Annotated in this window: 18 protein-coding genes, 2 tRNA genes and 1 riboswitch; of the genes, 17 read left to right on the top strand and 3 right to left on the bottom strand. The window is 54.8% G+C overall.

Annotated features, from left to right (window positions below; translation table 11 throughout):
* The first annotated feature begins 33 nt into the window (after positions 1 to 33).
* The 5 genes from NI21_RS0112960 to NI21_RS0112940 all read left to right on the top strand — a co-directional run bounded on the left by NI21_RS0112960 (position 34) and on the right by NI21_RS0112940 (position 5,845).
* Positions 34 to 654, top strand: a complete 621-nt coding sequence (locus tag NI21_RS0112960; protein WP_033126627.1) for an MBL fold metallo-hydrolase — start codon at positions 34 to 36, stop codon at positions 652 to 654.
* Between the two features lie 200 nt (positions 655 to 854).
* Positions 855 to 2,249 (top strand): coproporphyrinogen dehydrogenase HemZ, encoded by a 1,395-nt coding sequence (gene hemZ / locus NI21_RS0112955; RefSeq protein ID WP_369792828.1) that lies wholly within the window; start codon positions 855 to 857, stop codon positions 2,247 to 2,249.
* Complete coding sequence (gene hisS / locus NI21_RS0112950) at positions 2,240 to 3,505, top strand: histidine--tRNA ligase (RefSeq protein WP_330635913.1); 1,266 nt, start codon at positions 2,240 to 2,242, stop codon at positions 3,503 to 3,505. Before hemZ ends, hisS begins: the two co-directional genes overlap by 10 nt.
* Before the next feature lie 79 nt (positions 3,506 to 3,584).
* Positions 3,585 to 5,381: an aspartate--tRNA ligase gene (aspS, locus tag NI21_RS0112945; RefSeq protein ID WP_033126624.1), complete on the top strand. Its 1,797-nt coding sequence runs from the start codon at positions 3,585 to 3,587 to the stop codon at positions 5,379 to 5,381.
* Between the two features lie 197 nt (positions 5,382 to 5,578).
* On the top strand, positions 5,579 to 5,845 hold the full coding sequence (locus NI21_RS0112940) for a hypothetical protein (RefSeq protein WP_033126623.1): 267 nt from the start codon (positions 5,579 to 5,581) through the stop codon (positions 5,843 to 5,845).
* Positions 5,846 to 6,008: 163 nt separating this feature from the next.
* On the opposite strand, the gene NI21_RS0112935 is transcribed toward NI21_RS0112940, so the two are convergent.
* Positions 6,009 to 6,081, bottom strand: a tRNA-Gly gene (locus tag NI21_RS0112935).
* Between the two features lie 146 nt (positions 6,082 to 6,227).
* Between NI21_RS0112935 and NI21_RS0112930 the strand changes: the two genes are divergently transcribed.
* Positions 6,228 to 6,965, top strand: a complete 738-nt coding sequence (locus NI21_RS0112930; RefSeq protein ID WP_033126622.1) for a metallophosphoesterase — start codon at positions 6,228 to 6,230, stop codon at positions 6,963 to 6,965.
* An 85-nt stretch (positions 6,966 to 7,050) separates the two neighbouring features.
* Here NI21_RS0112930 and NI21_RS0112925 read toward each other — a convergent pair.
* Positions 7,051 to 7,123 (bottom strand) — tRNA-Gly (locus NI21_RS0112925).
* 148 nt (positions 7,124 to 7,271) lie between these two features.
* On the opposite strand from NI21_RS0112925, the gene NI21_RS0112920 reads away from it, so the two are divergent.
* The 10 genes from NI21_RS0112920 (at position 7,272) to NI21_RS0112875 (ending at position 14,893) form a co-directional block, all read left to right on the top strand.
* Positions 7,272 to 8,558 carry a homoserine dehydrogenase gene (locus NI21_RS0112920; protein WP_033126621.1) on the top strand — a complete coding sequence of 429 codons (1,287 nt, stop codon included), beginning with the start codon at positions 7,272 to 7,274 and terminating at the stop codon, positions 8,556 to 8,558.
* Positions 8,559 to 8,693: 135 nt separating this feature from the next.
* Positions 8,694 to 8,794, top strand: a riboswitch (THF riboswitch).
* Between the two features lie 66 nt (positions 8,795 to 8,860).
* On the top strand, positions 8,861 to 9,424 hold the full coding sequence (locus tag NI21_RS0112915) for a folate family ECF transporter S component (protein WP_033126620.1): 564 nt from the start codon (positions 8,861 to 8,863) through the stop codon (positions 9,422 to 9,424).
* A 15-nt stretch (positions 9,425 to 9,439) separates the two neighbouring features.
* A complete protein-coding gene (locus NI21_RS0112910; protein WP_033126619.1) occupies positions 9,440 to 9,871 on the top strand; it encodes a MarR family winged helix-turn-helix transcriptional regulator in 432 nt (143 codons plus the stop codon).
* Between the two features lie 134 nt (positions 9,872 to 10,005).
* Entirely contained in the window at positions 10,006 to 10,602 is a 597-nt protein-coding gene (locus NI21_RS0112905) for a DUF3793 family protein (protein WP_033126618.1), read from the top strand.
* A 34-nt stretch (positions 10,603 to 10,636) separates the two neighbouring features.
* Positions 10,637 to 11,071: a flavodoxin gene (locus tag NI21_RS0112900; RefSeq protein ID WP_033126617.1), complete on the top strand. Its 435-nt coding sequence runs from the start codon at positions 10,637 to 10,639 to the stop codon at positions 11,069 to 11,071.
* A 36-nt stretch (positions 11,072 to 11,107) separates the two neighbouring features.
* Positions 11,108 to 11,389, top strand: a complete 282-nt coding sequence (locus tag NI21_RS0112895) for a DUF2325 domain-containing protein (RefSeq protein ID WP_033126616.1) — start codon at positions 11,108 to 11,110, stop codon at positions 11,387 to 11,389.
* A 194-nt stretch (positions 11,390 to 11,583) separates the two neighbouring features.
* Complete coding sequence (gene thyA / locus NI21_RS0112890; RefSeq protein WP_033126641.1) at positions 11,584 to 12,432, top strand: thymidylate synthase; 849 nt, start codon at positions 11,584 to 11,586, stop codon at positions 12,430 to 12,432.
* Between the two features lie 27 nt (positions 12,433 to 12,459).
* Positions 12,460 to 12,960 carry a dihydrofolate reductase gene (locus NI21_RS0112885; protein WP_033126615.1) on the top strand — a complete coding sequence of 167 codons (501 nt, stop codon included), beginning with the start codon at positions 12,460 to 12,462 and terminating at the stop codon, positions 12,958 to 12,960.
* Positions 12,957 to 14,168 carry a glycosyltransferase family 4 protein gene (locus NI21_RS0112880; RefSeq protein WP_033126614.1) on the top strand — a complete coding sequence of 404 codons (1,212 nt, stop codon included), beginning with the start codon at positions 12,957 to 12,959 and terminating at the stop codon, positions 14,166 to 14,168. Before NI21_RS0112885 ends, NI21_RS0112880 begins: the two co-directional genes overlap by 4 nt.
* 41 nt (positions 14,169 to 14,209) lie before the next feature.
* Positions 14,210 to 14,893, top strand: coding sequence for a PHP domain-containing protein (locus NI21_RS0112875; protein ID WP_033126613.1), 684 nt, complete (start codon positions 14,210 to 14,212; stop codon positions 14,891 to 14,893).
* A gap of 39 nt (positions 14,894 to 14,932) precedes the next feature.
* Here the strand turns inward: NI21_RS0112875 and NI21_RS0112870 are convergent, their stop codons facing one another.
* Positions 14,933 to 15,316: a hypothetical protein gene (locus tag NI21_RS0112870; RefSeq protein WP_033126612.1), complete on the bottom strand. Its 384-nt coding sequence runs from the start codon at positions 15,314 to 15,316 to the stop codon at positions 14,933 to 14,935.
* A 598-nt stretch (positions 15,317 to 15,914) separates the two neighbouring features.
* Between NI21_RS0112870 and ilvB the strand changes: the two genes are divergently transcribed.
* Positions 15,915 to 17,636 (top strand): biosynthetic-type acetolactate synthase large subunit, encoded by a 1,722-nt coding sequence (gene ilvB / locus NI21_RS0112865; protein ID WP_033126611.1) that lies wholly within the window; start codon positions 15,915 to 15,917, stop codon positions 17,634 to 17,636.
* The last annotated feature ends 10 nt before the right edge of the window (positions 17,637 to 17,646 follow it).

The raw sequence follows: 17,646 nt of genomic DNA, 5'->3' as shown, positions 1-17,646 counted from the left end.
GGGCTTTAGAAGGCACGGAGGAACAGACGCGATATGAAAATAGAGAAATTTGTCACAGGTATCATCAGCACAAACTGCTATCTTGTCATCAACGAGGAGACAAAGCAGACCGTTGTTATCGACCCGGCGGCCTGTCCCTCCTACCTGATGGGACATATGAAGAGCGAAGGACTGCAGGTGGAGGCCATCCTCCTGACCCACGGCCATTTTGACCATATTATGGGGATCGATGACCTCCGCAGAGAGTTCCCGGTTCCGGTGTACGTCCATGAGGGGGACAGAGAGACCCTCCTGGATCCGGCCCTGAACCTCTCCTCCAGCTACACGAATGGCTACACCTTTGACGGGGCTGACTATATCCGGGACGGACAGAGGCTGGAGCTGGCGGGATTTTCCTTCCAGGTCATACACACACCGGGCCACACGCCCGGAGGGGTCTGCTACTACCTGGAGAGTGAGGGCGTGCTGTTCAGCGGAGATACCCTGTTCCAGAACTCGGTGGGCCGCACGGACTTCCCGAACAGCAGCATGTCGGATCTGATCCGGTCCCTCAGGGAGAAGGTCATGAAGCTGCCGGACGACGTGAAGGTGTATCCGGGGCATATGGGCGAGACGACCATCGGACACGAGAGGAAGTATAATCCGTTTATTTAACGCAATTCCGGACGTAATACTTTTCAAAAGTATTACGTCCGGAATTGCGTCAACCCCCGCGTAATTGTGCATCGTGTCTGAAACAATATCCACAACAGGAAGGATGGACATACAAGATCATGATTTTTTTGAGCTGCAGCAACGATATGTATACATACAACACTTATCACCTTGCCAAAGCGTTTTTCCCGGAGGAGGAAATGCAACAAAATGTGGCGGAAAATATGGAGGATGTCTTTCGGATTACCTTCCCTGACGGCCGTGTCTTTGCGGTAAAGACAGAAGATATCCCGGAGGGGGCGGACCGCGGCGGGAAGAAGTACGCCGTGGACGTGGCCCTCTACAAGGCCTGCCGGGAATACACGGGGAGGGATCTGGCCTGGGGCATCCTGACCGGGGTACGCCCCACAAAGATCGCCATGCAGAAGCAGGAGCAGGGGATGGATGAGGCCTCCTTTGTGGAGTGGTTCCATGAGGACTCCTTTGTGAGCCCCGAGAAGGCGGCTCTCGCCTGGCAGATCGCCGGGAGGGAGAAGAGGATCCTGGAGCGCCTGGACTACCGGGACGGCTACAGCCTCTATGTGGGCATCCCCTTCTGCCCTTCTGTGTGCAGCTACTGCTCCTTCAGCTCCGGACCCATTGACTACTGGAGGGACTCTGTGGAGGACTATCTTAAGGCGCTGATGAAGGAGCTCTCCTGGATTGGGGAGAGAGCCGGGGAAAAGGGGAAGAAGCTGAACACCATTTACATCGGCGGAGGCACCCCCACCACTCTTAGCGAGGACCAGCTGGAGAGGCTCCTCTCCCACATAGACTCCTGCTTTCCCAGAGGGGAGCTTCTTGAGTACACCGTGGAGGCGGGACGGCCGGACAGCATTACAGAGGGAAAGCTGAGGGTTCTTGAGGGACACGGGATCACCCGCATCTCCATCAATCCCCAGACCATGCAGCAGAAGACCCTGGACCTTATCGGAAGGCGCCACACAGCCGGAGAGATAGAGGACAGCTTCCACATGGCCCGGAGCCTTGGCTTTGACAATATCAATATGGATCTCATTGCCGGACTGCCCGGGGAGACCGCCGCTGACATGGCGGACACTCTGGAGAAGATTAGAGCCCTGGGACCGGACAGCCTGACGGTCCATTCCCTCGCCATCAAGAGGGCGGCGAAGCTGGGGCAGGAAAAGAGCGCCACAGGCAGCATCGCGGCCCTGGCCGGGGATCCGGCGGTGATGGCCCGTGAGCTCTCGGCCATGATCGAGGAGGCCTACGGGGCGGCCGGCAGGATGGGACTTTTCCCCTACTATCTGTACCGACAGAAGAATATTGCCGGCAATTTTGAAAATGTTGGCTTTGCAAAGGTTGACAAAGCGGGAATTTACAATATACTTATTATGGAAGAAAAACAGTCCATAATTGCGGCCGGAGCCGGCTCCTCCACAAAGATCCTGCTGGATGAGCCCATCACAGTTCCGGGCAGCAGACATGGCAGAAAGACAACGCTTGTGCGGGCGGAGAATGTGAAGAACATCCGGGAGTACATCACCCGCATTGATGAAATGATAAATCGAAAAGGAGAATGGTTATGGCGCTGAAGAAAAAGCCGGTCACGGGCATGAAGGACATTCTTCCCCGTGAGATGGAGATCAGGGATTACGTGATCCAGATGATCAAAGACACTTACAAGACCTATGGATTTATGTCCATGGAGACCCCCTGTGTGGAGCACATTGAAAATCTGTGCAGCAAGCAGGGCGGAGACAATGAGAAGCTGATCTTCAAGATCCTGAAAAGAGGAGAGAAGCTGAAGATAAAGGAGGCCCAGGAGGAGAGCGACGTGGTGGACGGCGGTCTGCGCTATGACCTGACAGTCCCCCTCGCCAGATACTATTCCAACCACGTAAGCGAGCTTCCCTCCCCCTTCAAGGCGCTGCAGATCGGAAATGTATGGCGGGCTGACCGTCCCCAGAAGGGCCGTTTCCGCCAGTTCGTGCAGTGTGACATCGACATCCTCGGGGAGGCCGGCAATCTGGCGGAGATCGAGCTGATCCTTGCCACCACGGCCATGCTGGGGAAAATGGGATTTGAGAATTTTACTGTCTGCATCAACGACCGGAATATCTTGAAGGCCATGGCAGCCTACAGCGGATTTGCCGAGGAGGATTACGACGAGGTTTTCATCATCCTGGACAAGATGGACAAGATCGGTCCCGAGGCCGTGGGCCGGGAGCTGATGGAGCTGGGCTACACAAAGGAAAATGTGGATACCTACCTGGGACTCTTTGACCAGACACCCCAGGATGTCAGCGGCATCCGCTTCCTGAAGGAGAAGCTGGGAGACTATTTGAGCGACGAGACCGCAGAGAGCATGGAGATGATCATGTCCAGTGTGGAGACCGCAAAGGAGGCGGAGTTTAAGATCCGCTTCACCCCTACCATGGTGCGGGGGCAGTCCTACTACACGGGCACTATTTTTGAGGTGGTCATGGACGACTTCGGGGGCTCCGTGGCAGGCGGCGGCCGCTATGACAAGATGATCGGAAAATTTACCGGTCAGGACACCCCTGCCTGCGGATTTTCCATCGGCTTTGAGCGCATCGTCATGCTGCTCCTTGAGAACGGCTACCAGGTTCCCTCAAAGGGGGAGAAGAAGGCCTATCTGATGGAGAAGAACATGCCAAAAGAGGGCGTTCTCAAAGTGCTCTCCCTGGCGAGGGAGGATCGGAAGGCTGGAAAGCAGGTGCTTGTGGCCAACATGAAGAAGAACAAGAAGTTCCAGAAGGAGCAGCTCACGCAGGAGGGCTACGGGACCATCGTGGACTGCTACGCGGACTCCGTGGACAGACTGTAGAGGATACATGGAAACTTTGCGGGCGCGGAGTGTACGGACAGAGAATATGCAGAAATAAATAAAAAGGAGAAGAGAGAAAATGGCAGAGTCAATGCAGGGCTTAAAGAGGACCCACCGCTGCGGCGAGCTGTCTGCCGCCAATATCGGCGAGACAGTCACCATCATGGGCTGGGTGCAGAAAAACCGGAACAAAGGAGGTCTAGACTTTGTGGACGTGAGAGACCGCTCCGGGATCATACAGGCAGTGTTTGAGGAGGGCAAGACAGACAGCGCTCTTCTCGAGAAGGCGGCAAAGCTCCGGGCAGAGTACGTGGTAGCCATCGTGGGAAAGGTGGAGAGACGCTCCGGAGCTGTCAACACCAATATTTCCACCGGTGAGATCGAGATCATCCCTCAGGAGCTGAGGGTGCTGTCTGAGGCAGAGACGCCCCCCTTCCAGGTGGAGGAGAATTCAAAGACCAAGGAGGAGGTGCGCCTGAAATACCGCTATCTGGATCTGCGCCGGCCGGATATGCAGCGCAACCTTCTCATGAGGAGCCGGGTGGCCACGCTGACCCGTCAGTTCCTTGCGGACGAAGGCTTTCTGGAGATCGAGACGCCGGTGCTGGTGGGCAGCACGCCCGAGGGAGCCAGGGATTACCTTGTGCCCAGCCGTATTCACCACGGCCATTTCTATGCGCTGCCCCAGTCTCCTCAGCTCTTCAAGCAGCTCCTCATGTGCTCCGGGTGCGACCGCTATTTCCAGCTGGCAAAGTGCTTCCGGGACGAGGATCTGCGGGCGGACCGCCAGCCGGAGTTCACCCAGATCGACATGGAGCTCTCCTTTGTGGACGTGGATGATGTCATTGATGTAAATGAGCGTCTCCTGGAAAAGCTGTTCCGGGAGATTCTGGGCGTGGAGGTATCTCTTCCCATCCCAAGGATGACCTGGCAGGAGGCCATGGACCGCTACGGCTCTGATAAGCCGGATATTCGCTTCGGCATGGAGCTTCGCGACGTGACAGAGGCAGTGAAGGACAGCGAGTTTGCCGTGTTCAAGGGCGCGATCGAGAACGGCGGCACGGTCCGCGGCATCAACGCCAAGGGACAGGGCGGCATGCCGAGAAAGAAAATCGACAAGCTGGTCTCCTTTGCAAAGGATTTCGGCGCAAAGGGACTTGCCTACATTGCCATCCAGGAGGATGGGAGTGTGAAATCCTCCTTTGCCAAATTCATGACAGAGGAGGAGATGAAGGCCCTCATCGATGCCATGGAGGGGGAGAACGGCGATCTGCTTCTCTTTGCAGCTGACAAAAACAAGGTTGTCTGGGATGTGCTGGGCAATCTGCGGCTGGAGCTGGCCCGTCAGATGGATCTGCTGGACAAGAGCGAGTACAAATTCATCTGGATCACAGAGTTCCCTCTCCTTGAGTGGAGTGAGGAGGAGAACCGCTACACAGCCATGCACCATCCCTTCACCATGCCCATGGAGGAGGATCTCCAGTACATCGACAGCGAGCCGGGCAGAGTGCGGGCCAAGGCCTACGACATCGTGCTGAACGGAAATGAGATCGGCGGCGGAAGCGTCCGTATCTTTAATCCGGAGATCCAGAGCAAGATGTTCGAGGTGCTGGGCTTTACACCGGAGAGAGCCCAGGAGCAGTTCGGCTTCCTTCTGACCGCCTTCAAGTACGGTGTTCCGCCCCACGCAGGCCTGGCCTACGGTCTGGACCGCCTTGTCATGCTCATGGCAAAGCAGGACAGCATCCGCGACGTGATTGCCTTCCCCAAGGTGAAGGACGCCTCAGACCTCATGACAGAGGCTCCCACGCCGGTTGACCAGAAGCAGCTGGACGAGCTTGGGCTGGCCATTGTGGACGAGGAAGAGAACCAGTAGACTGACAGTTGATTGATAAGAGCTATAGGATAAAAGGGACATCTCCTGACGGGGGATGTCTCTTTTGTATACGTGAAGCTCCCCGTTCGCAGCTTGTCTCCGGCTTGTGAGGACAATTGATCAGAAGAGTGTGAGAGGCATATTTCTCAGAAAAGTATCTGGATATAGAAGCGTTTATATGTTATAATCCGTTTACAGTGAGAGATGAGGAGGATGTTTTCCGGGAGTATCTGATATGTAACATCAGAAACACAGCAAAGAAGGAGGAAAACAGCCTGTACGATGAAATCAGCCGAGTGTATGATGAGCTGGACAAAAAGGTGGAGAAGGTGCAGGCCGGTGTGGACGAGATGAGCCGGTACTACAGGATTTCCAGACTGGAGCAGGAAAATACAACGCTGATACTTAAGATTACGGATGACCTGAGGCGGCGCGTGGAAAAGCTGGAGAGCGAGAGCGCATAAGAACGAACCATATGGGGCTGTTGCAAGACAGATATATAATTATCTATCTGGAGAGCAATGGCTCCTTTTTATGAAAGCGGAGGATGGGACTTGAACCCGCACGGCATTAAAAGAAAAGCGCTGAAGCAAGTCCAAATACAAGCTTCAACGCTTTCTAAATGAGAGCGACAGACGGGGCTCGAACCCGCGACCCCGACCTTGGCAAGGTCGTACTCTACCAACTGAGCCACTGTCGCATGCGTTTTTGTGTTCCTCAGAACAAAAAATAATATACTATATGAAAGGAGAAATGTCAATACTTTTTTTGAAATTAGACAACCAAAAATCAACTTCAGCTGCATGCTGTTTTTTTCTGCGCAAACATGCGCAAAGAGGAGTGCTTATGATCTATATTACGGGAGATACTCACGGTGACTGGATGAGCAGACTAAATACAAATGCTTTTCCAGAGCAAAAGAGTATGACGAAACAGGACTATGTGATTATTTGTGGGGATTTTGGAATTTGGAATGACACAAAGAAGGAAAAATACAATCTGGACTGGCTGGAAGACAGATCGTTTACGACACTGTTCGTAGATGGCAATCATGAAAATTTTGACAGATTGTATTCCATGTCGGTCGCGAAGTGGCGCGGAGGGAAAGTGCATTTTATCCGTCCTTCCGTGATCCACCTTATGCGCGGCCAGATCTTTCATATCGAAGGAAGGGCATTCTGGACCTTCGGCGGCGCAGGCAGCCATGATATTCAAGATGGCATTTTGGAAAAGGATGATCCCAGAATTAAGAAATGGAAACATGATTATGAAAAGATGTTCAGGGTCAATCATGTATCCTGGTGGAGAGAGGAATTGCCATCCCAAGAGGAAATGGAAGAAGGGCGCAAAAATTTAGCGAATACAGATAATAGGGTGGACTTTATCGTTACTCATTGCGGTGCTACCAGCAGCACATTATTGTATTCTCTTGGTGAATATAAACCAGATGTTCTGACAGATTATCTGGAAGAAATCAGACAGAAGGCTGTCTTTAAAAAGTGGTTTATGGGGCACTACCACGATAACTATGCTATTAATGATAAAGAAATTATTATATATGAACAGATTGTGAGGATCGCGTAACAATCAGCGGTTGTCTGCGAAAACCAAAAAAAGAAAAAGCGTCGAAACCACTATAAGAATCAGGCTTCAACGCTTTTTAAATGAGAGCGACAGACGGGGCTCGAACCCGCGACCCCGACCTTGGCAAGGTCGTACTCTACCAACTGAGCCACTGTCGCATTTCTGATTTGTTTTCCTCAGAACAAGAAATAATATACTATACATTTGCACGGATGTCAACAACATTTTTAAAAAATTATTTTTCTGGAGCACGGGGGCAAATTATGCTATACTTTACCCCATGATACTGAAGAAGGGAGAAAAGGCATGAAGACACAAAAGACAATCAGAGCGGCGCTCCTCGGATGTGGAACAGTGGGAGGCGGCGTGTACAAGCTCCTTGACAGAAGAAAAGAGGAACTGGCGGACAAGGCGGGAGCCTCTCTCGAGATAAGCGCTGTGCTTGTCCACAATGTAAATAAAAAGCGGGAGGGCGTGGACCCGTCCCTGCTGACGGACGATTTTGAGAGGATTGCGAACGACCCTTCCATTGACATCGTGATCGAGGTCATGGGAGGCATAGAGCCAGCAAGAACCATGATCCTGCGCTCTCTGCGGGCGGGGAAGAATGTGGTGACGGCAAACAAGGATCTGATCGCTGTGCATGGAAGCGAGCTGCTGAGCGCAGCCAGGGAAAACAAAGTGGATCTTCTGTTTGAGGCGGCTGTGGCCGGGGGTATCCCCATCATCAGGCCCTTAAAGCAGTGCCTGGCCGGCAACGAGCTCTCCGATGTGGTGGGCATCGTCAACGGCACGACGAACTATATCCTGACCAAGATGTTTGAGGAGAACATGGACTTTGACGCGGCACTTGAGAAGGCCAAGGAGCTGGGCTACGCGGAGGCGGACCCCACGGCGGACATCGAAGGGCTGGACGCGGGGCGGAAGGTGGCAATCCTGGCATCCACAGCCTTCCACTCTCCGGTGGTCTTTGACGATGTGTACACAGAGGGGATTACAAAAATATCCTCCAGCGATATAAAATACGCCAAGGAATTTGACTGTGTGATCAAGCTCCTGGGTATTGCCAGGGAGAGGCAGGAGCAGATCGAGGCCTATGTGTGCCCCATGCTGCTCCCGGCGGACCATCCCCTGGCCACGGTCAGAGGCTCCTTCAACGCGGTCTTTGTCCACGGCGACGCGGTGGACGACGTCATGTTCTACGGGCGGGGAGCAGGGGAGTTCCCCACGGCCAGCGCAGTGGTGGGGGATGTCATCGACGTGATGCGGAATATGGAGTACGGCTGCACGGGAAGGATCGGCTGCGGCTGCTACCGCTCTGTGCCGGTGAAGCAGTTCCGGGATGTGAAAAACAAGTTTTTCATCCGCATGCAGGTGATCAACCGCCCCGGTGTGCTGGCGGCCATTGCCGGTGAGCTTGGCAGGCACAAGGTGAGCATCTCCAAGGTGGTGCAGAAGGTGATCACAAAGGGAAGCGCGGAGCTGGTCATCGTTACCGAGGACGTGAAGGAGTACCACATGAGCGAGGCCCTGGAGGATCTGAAAGAGCTGGAGCCTGTGCAGGAGATCAGCAGCGTGATCCGAAGCTACTAGATTTCGGGGCAGGATTGCAGGACAGGCTTTCGAGACGGGCCTCTGCGATCAGCTTATTAAGACAATCTTTCCCCGCGGCATTGCCCTGGCGGGGAAAGTGTGCTACAATGACCCAGTAAACAATCAAACAGACGAAGCAGAGTAGGAAGATGTGCGTTAAGTGCCGGATGGACGGGGAGTTGCCAGCTGGACGAAAAGCAAGAGTGCTTGCGGTGCATGTTCCGCATCCCGCTGCTACACATAGACAGAAATACCTGCTTATGGGTAGCTTTAAGGACTACTTCGAAAGGAGGTATTTTTTTATGAAAAAAATGAGACAGCTGTTTGCGGACTCTCTTGGGGAGCTGCAGGATGTGAGGAAGCTCTCGGTTATGGCCATGATGCTGGCCCTGGCAGTGGTCCTCGGCTTTTACGCCACTGTGCAGGTGGGGGATTTCCTGAAGATCGGCTTTGCCTTTATCCCAAATGAGCTGACCGGCATGCTGTTCGGACCGGCGGCAGGGGGGCTTCTGGCGGCTCTGGCTGATATCGTGAAATATCTGGTAAAGCCGGTGGGAGCGTTTTTCCCCGGGTTTACAGTGAGCGCTCTCCTGGGCGGCGTGATCTACGGAGCAGTGCTCTACAAGCGCCCACTCAGCCTGAAGAGAGTCATTGTGGCAAACGCATTGGTGACGGTATTTGTCAATCTGCTCCTCAACACCTACTGGCTCACTGTGCTCTACGGCAATGCCTTTGGAGCGCTCCTGCCGGCCAGGATGCTGAAGGAGGCCATTCTTCTGCCCATAGACATTCTGCTCTACTATACGATTGCCAGAGTGCTGGGGCGGGCCAGAGTGTTCCACAGTCTGCAGGGAGCGGCCAAATAGAGAAAGGGTGATCACATGCAGGAAAAACTCCCCCTTGGTTTTCTGTTCAAACAGATCAACAACGTATACGAAAAAGAGGTCAACAACAGCCTGCGCACGCTGGGCATCACGGCGTCCCAGTGCGCGGTGCTGGATTATCTGTTCCACAGCCGGAAGGAAGAGATCAACCAGAAGGATGTGGAGCGGGCCCTCAGCCTCAAAAACCCCACGGTGACAGGGCTTTTGAAGCGGCTGGACGAGAAGGGGTACATTCTGATCGTTCCCAGCACAAAGGATAAGCGGTGCAAAAATATTTATCTGACTGAGAAGGCCTACGACATCCGCAGGCGGATGGAGGCTGACCGGAAAAAGGTGGACAAGAGGCTGACCATCGGTATGACAAAAAAGGAAGTGCAGGCATTGCGGAAAATGCTGGACAAGGTGCTGTACAATGTGGCTGATCCCTGACGGGATGGGCCACTTTTTTTATTGTGCGGAACAGTGTTGATAAAACTTATCGATACAGATATTGAAAGTCATTTTCATTTATGATATATTAATAAAAGCAAATGATAATCAATTTCAAAATATTGGAGGAACCTATGCCGGTTGAAGTGATCTCATATCTTCTGTCCGAACGGGACCGGGAGCAAAGACTCCGGTCACAGCTTGTATTACAGTGTGCCCCCTTCCTGAAGGGGATCAAGGCCGCCGCCATCACCAATCTTCCCTCCCAGGCGGGAGAGATGCTTGAGAAGGTGCTGGCCGGGACAGGGATATCCTACAGAGTGCTGGCCGTAAGAAAGAAAAGATGCCTTGTATTCCTGTACAGAAGGATCACCTTTGAGCGGCATATAAGCCGCCGGGAAAATGTGGAATTTCTGGCGGGTTTCGGCTACACCGAGGGCTCCGCCGAAGAAATGCTGGAGAGACTGGCGGACAGGATCGGCATGTATGCCAGCCGGGAGCTGGTCTTTCCCCATGAGATCGGCGTTTTCCTGGACTACCCTCTGGCCGATGTGGAAGGGTTTATCCGGAATGCTGGGAGAGATTATCTGCTGTCAGGCTACTGGAAGGTGTACCATGATCCGGACGGGGCGAGAGAGCTGTTCCGGGCCTATGACAGGGCCAGGGACTGCGCTGTGAGAGAGCTTCTCCAGGGAAAAGGGATGAGTGAGATCGCCGTCCGGGCAGCCTGACAATTTCTGAAAAGGCAAGGAGGATACAGAAACTATGAGCATAGCAGTTGTATATTGGAGTGGAACCGGAAATACACAGGCCATGGCAGAGGCGGTTGCAAAGGGCATCGCGAAAGGCGGGGCGGAGGCGGAGCTTCTCCCTGTGGGCCAGGCGGATCCGGCAAAGATCGCCGCCGGAGATGTATTTGCCCTGGGCTGCCCATCCATGGGCGCGGAGGAGCTGGAGGAGTCCGAGATGGAGCCCTTCGTGCAGGCCCTGGAGGGCATGGCTTCCGGAAAGAGGATCCTTCTCTTTGGATCCTACGGATGGGGCGACGGAGAGTGGATGCGCACCTGGGAGGACAGGATGAAGGGAGCCGGAGCTGCGCTCGTCGGCGGACAGGGCGTGATCGCTAACGAGGCGCCTGATGAGGAGGCCCTGGACGCCTGCGAGAAGGCCGGGGAGGCCCTGGCAAAAGCGGCCAAGTAGCAGGCAGCAGACAGCCCGGAAGAAAGGAGAGCGGACATGAGCGTTGTCATCATAGGCGGAAACGAGCGGATGGAATGTCAGTACAAGGAAATCTGCAGAAAGTATAAGTGTAAGGCAAAGGTATTTACGAGGATGGCCGGCAATCTGAAGACACAGATCGGGCAGCCGGACCTGATCATCCTTTTTACATCCACTGTGGCCCACAAGATGGTCCACTGCGCACTCAGGGAAGCGGAGCGCCATGACGTGCGCGTGGAGCGATCCCACAGCAGCAGCGCCAGTGCGCTGGACGGAATTCTCAGGGAGTGCTGCGGTTAGCGCAAGCGGGAGGAGGGAAGCCGGGAAACCAGGCTTCCCTCTTTTTTTTGTGTCTGCGGGAACTGCAGGGGCGCTGCTGTCAGTGGTTGAAGAAGCGGCCCCGAACTGCTATAATACTCATAGTGTCCGCGAAAAAAGTCTGGGGCCAAAAAGGCGGCCGGACAGACAGCGCGCGGAGGATAACGGAGGAGAATATGAGTTACGCAGATCAAGTATTTATCCATATGTGCCGGGATATCATAGACAACGGCACCAGCACGGAGGGGGAGAAGGTGCGCCCTGTGTGGGAGGACGGCACCCCCGCCTACACCATCAAGAAGTTTGGGGTGGTGAACAGGTACGACCTGTCAAAGGAATTTCCGGCCCTGACCCTGCGCCGGACGGCTATTAAGAGCTGTACGGACGAGCTTTTATGGATCTGGCAGAGAAAATCCAACAATATCCACGATCTCCACTCCCACATCTGGGACAGCTGGGCGGATGAGAACGGCTCCATCGGGAAGGCCTACGGCTATCAGATGCAGGTAAAGCACCAGTATAAGGAGGGGATGATGGATCAGGTGGACCGGGTCATCTACGACCTGAAGAACAATCCCTACAGCAGGCGCATCATGACCAATATGTACGTGCACCAGGATCTCCACGAGATGGGGCTTTATCCCTGCGCCTACAGCATGACCTTCAATGTGACCAAGGAGAAGGACAGCGACAGGCTCACCCTGAACGGCATCCTGAACCAGCGCTCCCAGGACGTGCTGACGGCAAACAACTGGAATGTGTGCCAGTACGCGGTGCTGCTCCACATGCTGGCCCAGGTGTGCGACATGAAGGCAGGGGAGCTGGTCCACGTGATCGCGGACGCCCACATCTACGACAGGCACATCCCCATGGTGGAGGAGCTGATCGCCAGGGAGCCGTTAGCGGCCCCCCGGTTCTGGCTCAACCCGGAGGTGAAGGACTTCTATGACTTCACGCCGGATGATGTGAAGCTCATCGACTACAATACCCATGAGCAGATCAGGAACATACCGGTAGCCATATAAAACAGGGGAGAAAATAAGGAGGATGCTATGAATTTGATCGTAAACGCAGATAAGAACTGGGCCATCGGCAAGGACAACAGGCTTCTTGTCAGTATTCCCCAGGATATGAAATTTTTCCGTGAGACCACCACGGGAAAAGTGGTGGTTATGGGGAGAAAGACGCTGGAGAGCTTCCCTGGCGGACAGCCCCTGAAGAAGAGGACCAACATCGTGCTCACCACAGACCCGAACTACCAGGCGGGGGAGGCTGTCATCGTCCACTCCATGGAGGAGCTCATGGAGGAGCTGAAAAAATATCCCCGGGAGGACATCTTTGTCATCGGAGGGGAGAGCATTTACAGGAGCCTGCTCCCCTGGTGCAGGACGGCCTATGTGACGCGGACAGATCACGCCTACGACGCGGACACCTGGTTCCCGGACCTGGACGCGGACCCGGAGTGGAAGATGACAAAGACAAGCGACGAGCAGACCTATTTTGATCTGGAATATTATTTCACTGTCTATGAAAGGATTGCCGGGGGAAAATGAGGATTTTGAGCATTACCGCGCAGAAGCCGGACAGCACCGGAAGCGGCGTCTACCTCACGGAGGTGGTGAGGGAGCTCTCCCGGCAGGGGCATGAGCAGGCAGTCCTGGCCGGGGTGTACCGGGAGGACGAGGTACGCCTCCCCGCAGGTGTGGACTTTTTCCCTGTCTTTTTCCACTCGGAGGAGCTGCCCTTTGCCATTCCCGGGATGTCCGACAGGATGCCCTACGAGAGCACGGTCTACAGCGCCATGGATGAGGGGATGACAGAGACCTACATGAAGACTTTCCGCAGAAAGATCCGGGAGGCGGTGGAAAGCTTTCAGCCGGACCTGATCCTCTGCCATCACCTGTACCTTGTGACAGCCCTTACAAGGGACTGCGTGAGGGATATTCCTGTCTTTGGCTTCTGCCACAATACGGACCTGCGGCAGATGAGAAAACACGATCTCCAGCGAGAGTTTATCTGCAGCCGCATCGGGAAGCTGGATGGCATTTTTGCCCTCCACCAGGAGCAGAAAAAGGAGATCCTGAAGGTGTACCCAGTGGAGGAGAGCCGGGTGCGCATTGCCGGGACAGGATACAATGACCGGATTTTCTTCCGGAAGGGGGAAAAGCCGGCGGCGGATCCTGTGCGCCTTGTCTTTGCGGGAAAGGTGAGCCAGGAGAAGGGAGTGGCAAGCCTGCTTTGCAGCCTGGGGCGGGTGAAGGCGGAGGGCAAAGGGCTGCAGCTTACCCTGGCCGGGGGAAACGGGGACGAGCGGGAGATGGAGCGCATCCGCTCTCTGGCGGACGCCTGCCCCTGGCCTGTCGCATTTACCGGCAGGCTTCCCCAGGAGAAGCTGGCGGATGTGTACAATGAGAGCCATATTTTTGTGCTGCCCTCCTTCTATGAGGGACTTCCCCTGACGGTCATGGAGGCGCTTGCCTGCGGCTGTCAGGTGGTGGTCACGGACCTGCCGGGTATACGTCCCTTTATGGAGACCTACGTGCCCCACGCGCCTGTCTTCTATGTAAAGCCGCCCCGGATGAGGAACACGGATCAGCCCTTTGAGGAGGATCTGCCGGCCTTTGAAAGAGAGCTGGCGGAGAAGATAGAGGTATGCGCCGGGCGCGTCCGGGACGGCCATATGCTCTGCCCGGACCTGGCACGGATATCATGGAAGGCGGTCTGCGGCAGGATACTGGAAGCGGTAAAAAGTGCGGGATAGAAGCCGGGGAGAAGGACGAAGCAGAGAAGAGGAGGACGGGTATGTTTATCGACCTGCATATGCACGAGATGCGCAATTCCGGCGACAGTTTCCTTCCGTTGGAGGAAATCGTTGAGATTGCAAAGAAAAAAGGATTGGATGCTATCTGTATTACCGACCATGACAACATGGATATACGGGAATTTGCCCGGGAGTATTCGGAGAAGACGGGCTTTCCCATATTTGTGGGGATTGAGTTTTATTCCCTCCAGGGGGACATCATTGCCTTCGGTGTCAGGGAGTATCCCAGGGAGAGGATCAGCGCCCAGGCGTTTATCAACCTTGTGAGGGAGCAGGGAGGCGTCTGCTACAGCGCCCACCCCTTCCGCAACAACAGAAGGGGGATGGAGGAGCATCTGGACGAGGTGACCGGGCTGTCCGGCATTGAGGTGCTTAACGGCAGCACCCACCGGGAGGCCTGCCTGACTGCGGCGGCCTACGCGAAGAAGCTGAACCTGATACCGGTGGGGGCCAGCGACTGCCACGTGCCGGAGAAGGTGGGAGTCTGCGCCACCTATTTTCCCATGGAGATACGGTCCGAGGAGGATTTGGTGAGGGCCTTTAAGACCGGGGGCATGAAGCCGGCCTACTACGAGGACGGCGCCTACCACATTGTGGACATCGACGCGGCGGAGTCAGAGTTTCCGGATGAAGTATGGATGAAAAAAAGCGCCCGGCCATTGTGAACATGGCCGGGCGTTCATACCTGTTTTCCTGATCAGGGATCAGTTCTCTTTTCTTGCAATTCCGTAGATGGCTGCGCCAAGCACCAGCGCGATGCAGTCAGCGATGCTGAAGCTGTCCTGTGTGATCTGAAGATAGATCAGTGAGACCAGTCCGAGCACGGCGAATACAAGACCAAGTGCTCTGCATACGCTGTAGACGCCCTTTATACATGCGGCGCCGCAGATAATTGCCAGGATAGCGACGGCATAGGCCAGTACCACTACCAGAGCTTCCTGGGCCTCATGTCCCGGCAGCAGCCCGCTGACAGCTCCGGTCAGGGCCAGCGTGCCCAGAATGGCATATACGATACCAAAAAGCAGGGCCACTGCGCCGAAAATCTTTAGGGTTCCGGAATTAGAATTTTTATTGTTGCTTTGACTCATCTTATGTTCTCCTTTCCTAAAAAGTCTGTACGGCCAGTCCTGGAACCTGCACTGTAGCAACAGAACAGGTGTCCGAAAAACTCCCATATTGTAACACGAAAAATTTGCGGGCGCAACAGTGGTATGTCTGATTTCGATCAAAATGTGTGCAGGCCCGATAAAAAGGATAAAAAAGTCAGTTGACAATTGACAGGAATATCAACTATAATAATAAAAATTATCTGAATAAATGCAGTGACAAGGAGGAGTACATAGGTACCGGAAGCGCAGAGAGGAGATGGGTGGTGTAAATCTCCGTGATGGATGTATGGAAGTAGCCTTCGAGCAGTGGACCGAACCCGGGCAGCAGGATCTGTTGAGCAATGCGGATCGTATTTGAGCCTGGCAGTAGACTCCAACGGCATTCCCCCGTTACGGGAAACGGTATCGGAGCGCCCGCCGCATATGAGTGTGCAGAAGCTCCCGTACTGGCAGAGAGCAGAGACAAAGGAGCTCTGAATTTAGGTGGTAACACGGATGGATATTCGCCCTAAGCTAAAGGCTTAGGGCTTTTTTATTCCGTGTCCCGTATGAATAGTAGTTATTAAGGAGGTAAGGTATGAAAAAGATTTCTGGAAACAAACTGCTTGTAAAAGCGCTGAAGGAGGAGGGAGTAGACACCATCTTCGGCTATCCCGGCGCCTGTACCATTGACATCAGCGATGAACTCTACAAACAGGACTACACAAAGGTGATCCTGCCCCGCCAGGAGGTGGCTCTCGTACACGAGGCAGACGCCTACGCCCGGTCCACGGGAAAGGTGGGCGTGTGCCTGGTGACAAGCGGCCCCGGGGCCACGAACCTGGTGACAGGACTTGCCACGGCAAACTATGACAGCGTTCCCCTTGTGTGCTTTACAGGCCAGGTGGCCAGGCACCTTATAGGAAATGACGCCTTCCAGGAGGTGGACATTGTGGGGATCACAAGGAGCATCACAAAGTACGGCGTCACGGTGCGCAACAGGGAGGACTTGGGAAGAATTATCAAGGAGGCCTTCTACATTGCCAGGACAGGACGCCCCGGCCCGGTGCTCATCGACCTGCCCAAGGACGTGATGGGAGAGCTGGGGAGCGCCGAGTATCCCTCCGAGGTCAATATAAGAGGCTACAAGCCCAACACCCACGTACATATCGGGCAGCTCAAGCGGGCGATCAAGATGCTCTCCAAAGCGGAGAAGCCTCTGTTTCTGGCCGGCGGCGGCGTGAATATCGCCCGCGCCGGGGAGGCCTTCACAGAGCTGGTGGAGAAGACCAATGTCCCCGTGGTGACTACGGTTATGGGAAGGGGAGCTCTCCCCACACAGCACCCTCTCTTTGTGGGAAACCTGGGTATGCACGGCGCCTACGCGGCCAACATGGCGGTGAACTCCTGCGACCTGCTCTTCTCCATCGGGACAAGGTTTAACGACAGGATCACAGGAAAGCTCCACTCCTTTGCACCCAAGGCCAAGATCGTCCACATTGACATCGACACCTCCGCCATCTCCAGGAATGTGCAGGTGGATATTCCCATTGTGGCCGACGCGGGAGAGGCCATCGACAAGATGCTGGAGTACGTGGAGCCATGCGAGACGAAAGAGTGGCAGGAGGAGATCAAGGGCTGGAAGGCGGAGCATCCTCTGACCATGAAGAAGAGGCCCATCATGACGCCCAAGGACATTCTGGATGTGATCAACGACATGTTTGAGGAGGCCATTGTGGTGACAGACGTGGGGCAGCATCAGATGTTCACCTCCCAGTTCCTGGAGATGACGCCGAAGAAGCAGCTCATCATGTCCGGAGGACTGGGAACCATGGGCTACGGCCTTCCAGGCGCCATCGGTGCCAAGATCGGCAATCCGGACAAGACAGTCATCTCCATCTCCGGGGACGGCGGCATGCAGATGAACATCCAGGAGCTGGCCACGGCTGTGCTGGAGGAGCTTCCTATTATAAATTGCATTTTCAACAACAGCGTGCTGGGCATGGTGCGCCAGTGGCAGAAGCTTTTCTACGGCAAGCGCTATTCCATGACCTGTCTTCGGTCCGGTGCAGCCTGCCGGGGAAAATGCGGCGAAGTGGAGTGCCCGCCCTACACGCCTGACTTTGTGAAGCTGGCAGAGAGCTACGGAGCCAAGGGTATCCGGGTGACAAAGAAGGAGGAGATCCGTCCCGCCTTCGAGGAGGCTGCAAAGAGCAAAAAGACCCCCTATATCATTGAGTTCCTCATTGACCCGGAGGATCTGGTATATCCTATGATCCAGCCCGGCGGCACACTGAAGGAAATGATCATGGACTGCTAGAAAGGAGAAG

The organism is Eubacterium sp. ER2 (genome assembly GCF_000765215.1).
GTDB lineage: Bacteria > Bacillota > Clostridia > Lachnospirales > Lachnospiraceae > Claveliimonas > Claveliimonas intestinigallinarum.
Note: the sequence above shows the minus strand (reverse complement) of the source record. Positions and strands in the feature narration are given on the sequence as shown.